Annotated in this window: 9 protein-coding genes and 1 pseudogene; all 10 read left to right on the top strand. The window is 50.1% G+C overall.

Annotated features, from left to right (window positions below):
• Nucleotides 1-349, top strand: a 349-nt coding sequence (locus AS26_RS14560) for a hypothetical protein (protein WP_217997435.1), incomplete at its 5' end; no start/stop codon positions are given.
• Between the two features lie 1,082 nt (nucleotides 350-1,431).
• Complete coding sequence (locus AS26_RS14965) at nucleotides 1,432-1,635, top strand: AbrB/MazE/SpoVT family DNA-binding domain-containing protein (RefSeq protein ID WP_373278198.1); 204 nt, start codon at nucleotides 1,432-1,434, stop codon at nucleotides 1,633-1,635.
• Between the two features lie 53 nt (nucleotides 1,636-1,688).
• A complete protein-coding gene (locus tag AS26_RS12275) occupies nucleotides 1,689-2,123 on the top strand; it encodes a universal stress protein (protein WP_062309976.1) in 435 nt (144 codons plus the stop codon).
• Nucleotides 2,124-2,965: 842 nt separating this feature from the next.
• Nucleotides 2,966-3,234, top strand: a pseudogene (locus AS26_RS14755) (ATP-binding protein); the annotation flags it as partial.
• 269 nt (nucleotides 3,235-3,503) lie between these two features.
• Nucleotides 3,504-4,166, top strand: a complete 663-nt coding sequence (locus tag AS26_RS13965; protein ID WP_169793500.1) for a LytTR family DNA-binding domain-containing protein — start codon at nucleotides 3,504-3,506, stop codon at nucleotides 4,164-4,166.
• Between the two features lie 208 nt (nucleotides 4,167-4,374).
• Nucleotides 4,375-5,931 (top strand): succinyl-CoA:acetate CoA-transferase ScpC, encoded by a 1,557-nt coding sequence (scpC, locus tag AS26_RS12270; RefSeq protein ID WP_062309972.1) that lies wholly within the window; start codon nucleotides 4,375-4,377, stop codon nucleotides 5,929-5,931.
• A gap of 476 nt (nucleotides 5,932-6,407) precedes the next feature.
• Nucleotides 6,408-6,812, top strand: coding sequence for a Na-translocating system protein MpsC family protein (locus AS26_RS13950; protein WP_083516088.1), 405 nt, complete (start codon nucleotides 6,408-6,410; stop codon nucleotides 6,810-6,812).
• Between the two features lie 142 nt (nucleotides 6,813-6,954).
• On the top strand, nucleotides 6,955-9,939 hold the full coding sequence (gene fdhF / locus AS26_RS12265) for a formate dehydrogenase subunit alpha (RefSeq protein WP_062309984.1): 2,985 nt from the start codon (nucleotides 6,955-6,957) through the stop codon (nucleotides 9,937-9,939).
• Entirely contained in the window at nucleotides 9,914-10,387 is a 474-nt protein-coding gene (locus tag AS26_RS12260) for a helical membrane plugin domain-containing protein (protein WP_157068501.1), read from the top strand. The genes fdhF and AS26_RS12260 overlap by 26 nt, the downstream gene beginning before the upstream one ends.
• Before the next feature lie 367 nt (nucleotides 10,388-10,754).
• Nucleotides 10,755-11,378: a trimeric intracellular cation channel family protein gene (locus AS26_RS12255; protein ID WP_062309966.1), complete on the top strand. Its 624-nt coding sequence runs from the start codon at nucleotides 10,755-10,757 to the stop codon at nucleotides 11,376-11,378.
• The last annotated feature ends 205 nt before the right edge of the window (nucleotides 11,379-11,583 follow it).

The raw sequence follows: 11,583 nt of genomic DNA, 5'->3' as shown, positions 1-11,583 counted from the left end.
AACTATACGCACTCTCTGGCTGCATGAGTATGCTCATCATGTGCTAGGCCACACTGGTGTGGTGCAGATCACTAAGCGTGTCAGGACTTTTGCCATAGCTGTCTTTCTAGTTGCAATATCTTTAAATTACAGAGGATTTGACCAAGAGGTTTCAGGTAGTGGGCTTTTGAACGTGCTGTTTGTAGTAGGTGTAATCCTCATTCTTTTTCTTCCATGGGTGGTTCGCGAAATTCGAAAAAAAGCTTGGGAACAGAAAGCGGACAAATGGGTGGAACAAAGGCTGGGGCGGTTGGCGGTGCTCCGTGCTCGAGAAGAGATCCGAAGACTTGTGAATCAGATCGAATGGTAGGCTGGGGGATAATATGAGGATTCCAACGCGCGTGTGCATCGAATACAGTATCCTATTCCTCCCCGTTGCAGGAGGAACATTTGTCGGCGCGCACCATCCCGTTAGGGGTTTGAAGACGGCACACCAGCCGGACGGGATGTACTCCGTTTTGTGCATCTTTTTAGAAAACTTGAGGTTCGCCGTTTTCGCCTTCGTTGCATCTTTATTCACTTGCGGCATCGCGGGGATTGCCTTAGTTGGAATCAATGCAATTCGATACGGACAATTGATTGCCTTGTACTATCATTAAACCTTTTTATTAGGACATACCCGTGGGCGGAAACGATATATGTTATACTCATGGTTCAAATTGAGTTCGAGACATTCCTTGTGATTTGGCGCAACATGTATCTTTCTGTGCGCTTTGCTGCTGTGTCTGTCTCTCTGTCGATAACGCTGCTATGGGTGGCAGCTTATATCGAAGACGGATACTGCATGTCTAGAGCGGATAGCCGGTTGAGGGATCATGATGTATTATATTCTGATAAGGGAAATAAACATTCCAAAAAAAGGTTGGTTCCTGTTAGGGAGGAGTTCTCTACTTCCAATCGCAAAGATACTCCATGAGTACAAATTAGGGATGCTTCGGGATCTCTCGATGAAATTGAGAAATCTTCCTGCCGAATTCGGACCGATTCAGGAACGAATGGAAGCGGAGTTCATCAAGGAGTTACTTGTCGAACAAGGAGCCGTAGTATATTTGCGGGAATCGTAACGAACAAGGGACCGATGACGTAAGCAGCCGCGCCTCTTTGACAGTTGGATAGAGCATGTAGACTCATGGACGGGGATCCCGAACCAGCGCAACTTGTCGGACTTATCCACAGGCATGCGCCGCTGTCCGTTGGAGATCAAATCCTTCTGCTGCCAGGGAGCATCGCCACATGGAGCACAGTGTCAGTCGTGATCGAAGTCGCATTTGTGGTGCTGACTGTGCTCGCGTTATTGGCTCAGGCATCTCACACGGGAGGCGCCAGCTTGCTGGGAGAGACCTGATACCAGGCAGGAATGCGCAGAGGCGATCGCGAACGAGGTGAGGGCGTGTGAGAGCCTTTTGGAGAGTGCGGCACGTGGACAGGCTGGGGAGGATGACCATTCCTCCCGAGGTGCGGGTGGTGTGGAATCTCCGAAATGGTGACTCGATGCGTTTCACGGTCGAGGAGGACGTCATTGTGGCTCAATGCGTCTCTCCTCGTTGTGTGTTTTGCAATAGGCAGAAGGATCCATTTATTATATCGGTAGGTTGATCTGACGAACTGAGGAGGCTTTGTGTAAAACTACGACATCGGAGTGATGGGCGATGAAGGCGATCGTGTGGGCCGTGGACGGCTCCGAATGTGCGTGGCGAGCTGGTGAGTGGGCGGCGGAAATGTTAGAGAAGTGGATGGAGGCGGACCTTGTCGCGGTGTACGTACACGTGCCGACAGTGCCCGCGGCGGATGCATGGACAGGAATCGGGATGCCGACGTCGATGGACGTCGAGGCGCAAGAGTCGGTGCTTGAGCGAGAGCTTCGGGCACAGGTGCTGACGAAGTTCCAGGCGTACAGTGGGCGTGTGACGTTCAGGACTGAATACGGCGCGCCGGCGGACGCGATCGTCAACGTAGCCGAAGAGGTGGGAGCGGATCTGATTGTGATGGGCACGCATGGGCGGCAGGGACTTGACCGCGTGCTGGGAAGCGTGAGTACGGCGGTGCTGCATCGGGCACGGCAGGTAGTGTTGGTGGTGAGGTGAACCTACCCAGCCGAAGGCTGGAGCGGCACAAAGGTTAGACATAAGGATTCTCCATTCATAAATGGATTTCCTGACTATAGTTATAAGAATATTTAGTAGATATCAACTGCGTCAAGGGGATACATCTATTTATGGTTAGAGGGGATCCGTGTGAAACCTTAGCCTGTTGCTGAGCGGTATTCGTGGCATCATACCCCCGAGTATCACAAATTGGCATCCCGGACGGAAGAAGCGAAACGGATGACGACGAGACGCCGGAGCGAGACAAGAAGACATCGATGGAGCCCTCGGTGTCGTTGACTCCGGCGCACATCACAATTTCGGATGAGGAGTATCGGTTGTATTCACAGCATCCTAAGATTACGGGAGTTACGGGCACAGGTGACGAACGAAGGGTCAAAGCCACGGGGCCACGGGCGATTCCGGGGACGTGCCGCGAGCGAGTCCGTATGTGGTGAGTCGGGCTCAGGAAGCGTATTCGGGGGCCCAGGCTCACGCGAATTCGTTTGAGTCGACGGGGTCGGCGAATGAACCATCAACGGCGAATCACATGGTTGGTTTGGATGCGGCAGCAACCATGCGGCGCTGAACGTTTGGGTAAGGACGACGAACAGTCGAAGACAGTTCGTGAGATTTATGGGGATCTAGGAGGAGTCTTTCTTTCTAACGTGAATACATTGAATCAATTCCTTAGATTCATCGACATGTGAAATGGTATATATAGGTATCGGTTGGGCGTCTCTTGCTCTTTGTTTTGGTCTTGTATGTTTCTTGCGTAAGATTTATGATTTATTATAGAAAAAATATGTAAGATGTTTTGTGTGCCCTTTTGCGCGCTCGACGCCGCGAACTTTTTCCGTCTTGTCTAGAGAGGTACGAGCGAGGGGCGTTGATCATCACGTCCAACACGAGTTTCACGAATTGGGGAACACTCTTCGGCGATCGGGTTCTGGCCGTTGCCTTGCTCGACCGCTTGTTGCACCACGCAACGACCGTGAATATCCGCGGCAACAGTTACCGAATGAAAGACAAGCTATGAGCTGGCGTTACGGACGCGTTCTCGGGAACAAGAGACGAGGCGCACGTATGTGTGGGGAACGAAGAGCGATGATTTTGGGGAATCGGGTGCAAGGTGCAAATCTCGCGCACACAGGCTGTCAACAGTACGCGAGCTAATCACAGGTCCCGTGAATCTTCACGAGCAAGGGATTCGTGGGGCTTTGTGTGACTCCGAAATGTTGAATGCGAGTCTAACTCGATTAAGATGATCAAGAACAGACTCATTGGAACTAAGTCAGACCGTGCTCATGGACGATGAAATCCCGCCGAATAGAACTCCTGTGAGCTAAGTAATACTAGCACAAGAGGTGGGCGATGCACATGGAAGATCTATCCCTTCTCATGGACTTGCCATCCATGCTGACCGACTGGGTTCCTCAAGTTGCTTCTATTGCAGTTGCAAGTGAAGGAAAATACATTTTTTATCACGCTGGTGGGTACGATTTGCGTTTGCGCCCTGGAGATCTCGTGCGTCCTGGAAGCGTAGCCAATCGTGTGTTTTGCGCAAAGAAGCGCGTAGAGGTCGATGTGGACGAATCAGTTTATGGTCTTCCGTACCACGGTGTCGGATATCTTCTTCATGCCCAATCAGGAACGCAAATGGCTTTAACGATTATTCTGCCGCCAAGATATAAGGTGAAGCGGATTTCCTATCCCTTTCTCATAGGACGCAGAGAAGATACATGGTATCCAATTCATTTTCAGGATATTGTTTGGCTCGAAAGTTATGAGAAGCAAACGTGGATTCATACGGTAGAGGCTTCATATACCACTCATCTTCCGTTGCACATATTGGAGCACGAGCTAGCCCAGCATCAGTTCCTGCGCATTCACCGGTCGTATATCGTCAACGTAGCCTGGATCAAGAGAATTGAACGTGATTTTCATTCTGGGCTTTTAATAATCCTCCAACTCCCTACAGAACAGAAATTACCTGTTTCTCAGACCTACGTACGTTTTGTTCGTGAAAAGCTCGGTTTTTGAATCAATAGGCTCAACACAAAAATGGAATTCGAGAGATAGGCTGCCCTTTGTAACAGTGCCCCTATTTCGCTCATGGTTTATCCGAATATATTACGTTTCGTCGCGAAATATGTCTTTCCGTCAGAAATCAGATGCACGCTTTGAGACGGGGGGTTACATTGAAAGGCGATAGCATCGAATTCGCTTTCATACAAAATGAGGTGGGAACGTGTTTGAGGACAGGATTCGGAATGTGTCTCTCCGTTCTCGAGTATTATCGGTGGATGAGGTACAGGGTTGGATACATGACGGCATGACAATCGCGGTGAGTGGGTTCACCAAGTCGGGCGATGCCAAAGCTGTGTTGAAGGCGCTATCAAGGAGAATCTCAGAGACAAATGAACATACTCGGATTCGCCTACTGTCTGGAGCATCATTGGGAGATACAGATAAGATATTGGCGGAAAAGGGAGTAACGTCTTTTCGTCTTCCATTTCAATCGGAACCAGTCCTCCGAGACAGGATCAATCGAGGCGATATCGAGTATGTCGACCAACATCTTAGCGAGACCGCTGAATGGGTTCGGAGCGGATGGTTGGGTAAGATTGACTTTGCAATCATTGAGGCGACAGCCATCACAGAAGATGGGGGAATTATTCCAACGACCTCAGTAGGGAATAGCCCCATTTTTGTAGAGAAGGCTGACAAAGTTATTGTAGAGATCAATTTGTCTGCTCCCTTAGACTTAGAGGGAGTTCATGATATTTATGTACCTGCGGCGAGACCTCACCGTAAGCCCATTCCCTTGGTCAACGTAGCAGATCGAATTGGGACACCTTATATTCCTTGTTCTCCAGAAAAGATTGTAGCGATTGTCCTTTCGGCTGAGGAGGATACACCTTCAACGGTGTCAGCTGCTGATCCTGACACGCATGCAATGGCTGGATTCATTCAGGAATTTTTGGTTCATGAGGTCCGCCGAGGCCGTTTGCCTAGGCATATCGGTCCTCTGCAAATCGGCATTGGATCTGTGACGAACGCAGTGTTGAGTGGATTCGAAAATAGTCCCTTTGACAGATTGGAACTTTATACAGAGGTCATGCAAGATGCGGCCTTTGAACTTCTAGATGCCGGTAAGGTGCAGTTAGCCTCTAGCTGTTCGTTTACACTCTCACGTTCAATGCGCGAGCATGTTTTGTCGCATCTTGGACAATATAAAAACCGAGTGGTGCTCCGGCCTCAGGAGATTTCCAACCACCCTGAAATCGTGCGGCGTTTGGGTGTGATTGCCATCAACGCGGCTTTAGAGGTCGATATATATGGAAACGTGAATTCCACACACGTATTTGGGACGCGCATGATGAATGGTATCGGCGGGTCCGGCGATTTTGCACGGAACGCAGCCCTCTCCATATTCGTGACGAGGTCCACGGAAAAAGGAGGGAAGATTTCGAGTATTGTTCCATTTGTCACACACGTCGACCACCCAGAGCATGATGTAGACGTCATTGTGACGGAACGTGGTATCGCAGACTTGCGCGGTTTGAGTCCGCGGCAGCGCGCGCGTGAAATCATCAGTCACCTAGTTCACCCCGATTATAAGGACGAGCTCATAGCGTATGTGCGACGAGCTGAGTCCTTGGGGGGGCATACGCCTCATGTGCTTAGCGAAGCATGGGATTGGCATTTCCGGATGATGGAATATGGTGACATGCGTTCTTTGGTACATGCTGCGCAGTCCGATGTACTCGAGTTCGCAAGTCGGTATCGTCGCGAGCCATTCTGAATCCGACGATGATGGTTGGGAAAAATGCGTAGACTCAACGGATCGATGCGATGATTTATAGAAACGCCGCCTGCTGGATTACCCTTCGTGTACGCCGCATGTGTGGACTGCCTCGTTGAGGTCCAAACTCGGACGACATGGTCAGATATCCGTACGCGTGCGGTGCGCCCGGTGACGAAGTACGAGGTGCCCGGCAGACGGAATCGTCGTGCAGCGCACTGAAACGACTGAAGTGCAGCGTGAGATCCTGCGAGCGCTACGGCTCACGGAGCCACCAAGAATTCTGCGCATGGAGCCCCGAACACGAGGGCTGTAGACCCTACACGAGTTATCCACAGGTCCCACGAATCCGCGTCAGGAATGGATTCGTGGGACTTTGTATGACCACACAGTGTCGAAGTCGGGTTGATCTGGGTTATGATAACCTCGTATGATGTGAGCATGATCCCTCTCGTTTGCACAGAAGACGAGCACGAATGATCACAAAGAGCGGTGAGGGGGGATTCAGTCAAGTGATTGCCTTACGGGTTACACATCAATTCAGCAATCTTGTACGAGAAATACGGAAGAAGTACGTGGGCAAGGGACCTGAACACATAACAACGAGGTTTATGGGGCCGTGGGTTGCTTGTGAAATGAAAGGCAATCTTACCAGTGTGGAAAGATTTGCTATTCGATCGGAAGAAGGCAGGCGGATTGTCCGAGAACTTCGAACAAGTTTTATCAAGGAACTGTATAACGATGCAGATATCAGAACTCAAGTTGAACAGTTGGTCCATGCTAAATTGGTTACTATTTTTTGTGATTATGATATCGACCTGGATACAGCCTTCACGGTTTATGTTTTTGATCGTCCGTTAGGACTGGACGATCAAGAGTAAACGTGCTACGCTTGGATTAAGCGGTTCATATCCTGTGGATTGGTGAAGAAGCACAGGAAGTGCTTTGAACTACTCCACTAAAACCTAGCCTTCAGCAATAGGAGGCTGGGTTTTAGTGGAGTTTTTTATTGGAGGTGCAGTCATGAGAAGTCCTGCTTTGCAATTTTCTGTGGTAATCGACGGGGAAGAGATAACAGTCTCCGAAGGACAGACGATTCTGGAAACCATAATGCAGAAAGGTATTGACCATCCTCACGTCTGCTACCACCCCAATATGGGACCCATTCAAACATGTGATACCTGTATGGTGGAAGTGAATGGAGAGTTGGTGCGGGCATGCTCGACCAAGGTAGATGAGGGGATGAACATTCAAACCTCATCTGAACTCGCAGTTGCTGCGCGCGTTGAGGCGATGAACCGAATTCTCGAGAACCACATGCTTTACTGTACCGTTTGTGATAACAACAATGGCAACTGTGTTCTTCATAATACCGCACAGCTCATGAAAATTGAGCATCAAAAGTACCCTTACCGCCCCAAGGGGTACGAGAAAGACATGTCCAATCCGTTTTACCGGTACGATCCAGATCAATGCATCCTTTGCGGACGGTGTGTTGAGGCGTGCCAAAATCTTCAGGTGAACGAAACGTTGTCCATTGACTGGGAGCGGGATATGCCGCGAGTCATCTGGGATAACGATGTTCCCATCGATGAATCTTCCTGTGTCTCCTGCGGACACTGCGTCACCGTTTGTCCGACCAATGCCCTGATGGAGAAGTCCATGCTCGGAGAAGCTGGTTTTCTGTCAAACACTCCTTCTCACGTGCTGAATCCCATGATTGATCTCGTCAAACAGGTGGAACCTGGATACGGTGGGATTTTTGCGATTTCGGAAATTGAGTCTGCTATGCGAGAGCAGCGGATTCGGAAGACGAAGACAGTGTGCACATTCTGCGGGGTAGGATGCTCGTTTGACGTTTGGACGAAGGGGCGGAAGATCCTAAAGATCGAACCCACAGAAAAGGCGCCTGTAAACGGGATTTCCACGTGTGTAAAAGGGAAGTTTGGATGGGATTTTGTTAATAGCGAAGAGCGGATCACCAAACCTTTGATCCGGCGCGGGGATTCGTTTTTCGAAGCGACATGGGATGAAGTGCTGGACTTGATTGCCAAGAAATTTCAAGAGATCAAACGAACGTACGGTCCAGATGCCCTCGGTTTCATTTCCTCCTCGAAAGTGACGAACGAAGAAAACTACTTGATGCAAAAGCTCGCTCGCTCAGTGATTGGTACCAACAATGTGGACAATTGTTCCCGCTATTGCCAATCTCCTGCGACAGATGGTTTGATGCGAACGGTGGGACTTGCCGGAGATTCCGGGACGATTCAGGATATTGCGAAGGCAGGGCTTGTGATCATCGTGGGCGCCAACCCCGCTGAGGCGCATCCGGTGCTTGCAACGCGAGTGAAACGTGCCCATAAACTCCACGGTCAAAAGTTGATCGTGGTTGACTTGCGCAAGCACGAAATGGCGGAACGCGCAGATCTCTTCGTACGACCGAAGCAGGGAACAGATCACGTATGGCTTTCTGCAGTAACGAAATACATTATAGATCAAGAATGGCATGATAAGAAATTCTTAAGCGAAAGGGTTGTGGGGTATGACGAGTACAGGAAATCGCTTAGTAAGTACACGCTTGATTATGCGGAAGAGATCACAGGCATTTCGAAGGCAGATTTGATTCAAATCGCGACGATGATTCACGAAGCGAACGGGGTTGCTGTGTTGTGGGCCATGGGTGTTACGCAGCATTGTGGTGGAAGTGAGACCAGCGCTGCAATCAGTGACTTGCTATTAGTCACGGGCAACTACGGCCGCCCGGGAGCTGGCGCGTTCCCGCTGCGTGGTCACAACAATGTCCAAGGTGCTTGTGACTTTGGAACGTTGCCAAACTGGCTGCCTGGGTATCAACTGGTGAGTGATAAAGTCGCCAGGAAGAAATTCGAAGACGTTTGGGGTACGCCACTTCCAACGACGCCTGGAATGGACAATCAGCAGATGTTGAATGCCATCCTCGAAGGTAAACTTCGTGGAATGTACCTCGTGGGAGAAGACATGGCGTGGGTCGATACGAACGCGAACCACGTCCATGAAGCGCTCAGTCAGTTGGAGTTCTTTGTAGTACAGGACGTATTCCTCACGAAGACAGCTCAGTTTGCGGATGTAGTGCTTCCTGCCAGTCCGAGTTTGGAAAAAGAAGGTACTTTCACAAATACCGAACGACGTATTCAACGTTTGTATCAAGTGTTTGAGCCTCTCGGGGAGTCCAAGCCGGACTGGGAGATTATTTGCGCGATCGCCAATCGGTTGGGTGCAGGTTGGACGTACCAGCATCCGAGTGAAATCATGGCCGAAGCTGCGAAAGTCGCACCCATCTTCGCAGGCGTGACGTACGACCGGCTCGAGGGGTACAACAGCCTGCTCTGGCCTGTTGCGCCGAACGGAACCGATACACCGTTGTTATACACGGAAGGGTTTGGGTTCCCCGATGGGAAGGCTCGGTTGGCTTTGCCAAATTGGGTTCCGCCAATGACACCCGACGAAGAATATGATTTGCATTTGAACAATGGGCGTTTGCTCGAGCATTTCCACGAAGGAAACATGACGGACAAGTCCCCAGGCCTGCGAAAGAAAGTTCCGGATACGTTTGTGGAGATTTCGCCGGAGTTGGCCAAGGAACGCGGTATCGAAGACGGAGCCCTGGTTCGGCTTGTGTCGCGCTACGGATCCGTCAAGGTCCGGGCGGTTGTCACCGACAGAGTTCGCGGCAAGGAACTGTATCTGCCGATGAACACCACGAGCGACCAGTCAGCCGTGAACCTCTTAACGGGCTCGGCGACGGATGTGCGTACGGACACTCCCGCGTATAAGGAAACTTTCGTACGGATGGAGGTGCTTCAACCGAACGGGCGGAGACCGTTACCACGCAACAATCCGCGGTTTGGGAAGCGCAATCCGCAACGCGGTGTCGAAGTGGAGCGGAAATGGAAGCGGCCCGGATACATTCCAGTAGAAGAACAAGCGCGGAGGGTTGTCACAAGTGGCACGTCCAATCACCAACATTAAACGAATCGAATTCACGAAGCCGGAGCAGAACCGGATCGCCCTACATGAACTAGAGGATTCAGTCGCAGATCACAAGAAAGCATTGCAGAGTTTGCTGGTGCTGATTCAGGATCTTGAAAACAGTGGGGTCCTTGAAATTCTCCACGCCGCGTTGAATTCGAAGGAGAAGATCGCCTCCATTGCGTTAGAGCAGATTCTGAAACCGTCTGTGTTGAACGGTGTAAAAAATGCCATGACCGCGGTTGGATTGGTCATGAAGATGGATCCAGACCAGGTTGGTGCGTTGGTGGATGCTGTAGTCGTCGGTCTTCAGCGCGGGCAAGAAAACCTCGAATCGAACAAGAAGGTCGGCGTCTTCGAACTCGTAAAGGCGCTGCGAGACCCGGGCGTCAACCGTGCCTTGGCGTTCGTGCTTGGATTGTTACAGGGCTTGGGCGAAAAGCTCTAGTTCTCTTATAGGCATATTTCATCGCATTGAACGATCCGGTGGAGAGCTACTTTGCCTCCGCCGGATTCTTGTTCAGCGTTAACATAGCCAGTTCAGTGGTGGACTGATGTTCTACCTAATACGAATTCATGACAGACATCATCACGGAACGTAATATTCTGATTATGGTTCTTGGTGAATCATTTATCCTTGATATCCCCTCACTGCTATTGTTCTTGGAATGGATTTCAGTGGTCAGCGATGATGGGATAAACATTGTCGTCATTGTAGGTACGGAATGTAGATCATAGTGCGGACATTCTATGGCTCTGTAACTTAGTGAATGCACTCCGAATCACGGCGGTTTTCCTCAAGTGGGAGGATAAGGATGAATACGTTTGGCTGGCTCATTATCCACGGCATCGGAACCATCGCCTACGCTGCAAGCGGAGCGTTCGTGGCGTTGCAGGCACGATATAGGATGATCGGAGTATACGTATTGGGTTTAACAACGGCTTTCGGCGGGGGGGTGATCCGCAACATCATTATCGGCATCCCTGTCATAAAACTTTGGGATCGTGAGACGCTGTTACTGGTACTGGGTGCATTAACCATACTCTATTTACTGTCCACAAAATGGATACATCATTGGAAGAGGTGGGGGCTCTTTTTCGACTCAATTGGACTTGCGTCGTTTGCGTTGCAGGGTGCGTTATACGCAAAACAAGTTAGTGACAATATCTTCGTGATCATCATTGCCGCATTGTTCTCAGGTGTTGGAGGCGGTATGATTCGAGACTTGTTGGCAGGGAGGAAACCCATCGCTCTTCAGGAAGAAGTGCATGCAGTGCTAACGATTCTAGTTGGCCTTGCAGTTTGGATAGATGGAATAAGTTACAAGCGCCCATTACCCCTGATTTTGCTCATTATAGTGGTCGTTACAATTCGCATGATAGCAGTCCGGTTTAAGCACTTACGACAACGAGAATTGACCAGCGGTTCGCAGCGATAATCACAGGCGAGCTTTTTGCAGAATCATAAGTCCACGTGGGGCAAGGGATTTTCGAGTACAAAGACGGACTTCACCTCCAACTTTCAAGATAAAGGAAATGGTATAGACAACATAAAAAGAGTTCCTTCCGGAAACATAAAGAGCCATTCGGGCCCTCTTCGTTAGAATGTGAGTTGGACAAAGTCACATATCTGAAGAAGGGTTT

It is taken from the genome of Alicyclobacillus sendaiensis NBRC 100866 (assembly GCF_001552675.1).
GTDB classification, from domain to species: Bacteria; Bacillota; Bacilli; order Alicyclobacillales; family Alicyclobacillaceae; genus Alicyclobacillus; species Alicyclobacillus sendaiensis.
Note: the sequence above shows the minus strand (reverse complement) of the source record. Positions and strands in the feature narration are given on the sequence as shown.

Excerpts from the sequence above, each read along its gene's own strand:
- AS26_RS12275 (WP_062309976.1), top strand. The coding sequence starts at position 1,689 with ATGAAGGCGATCGTGTGGGCCGTGGACGGCTCCGAATGTGCGTGGCGA.
- AS26_RS13965 (WP_169793500.1), top strand. The coding sequence starts at position 3,504 with ATGGAAGATCTATCCCTTCTCATGGACTTGCCATCCATGCTGACCGAC.
- AS26_RS13950 (WP_083516088.1), top strand. The coding sequence starts at position 6,408 with ATGATCACAAAGAGCGGTGAGGGGGGATTCAGTCAAGTGATTGCCTTA.
- fdhF (WP_062309984.1), top strand. The coding sequence starts at position 6,955 with ATGAGAAGTCCTGCTTTGCAATTTTCTGTGGTAATCGACGGGGAAGAG.
- AS26_RS12255 (WP_062309966.1), top strand. The coding sequence starts at position 10,755 with ATGAATACGTTTGGCTGGCTCATTATCCACGGCATCGGAACCATCGCC.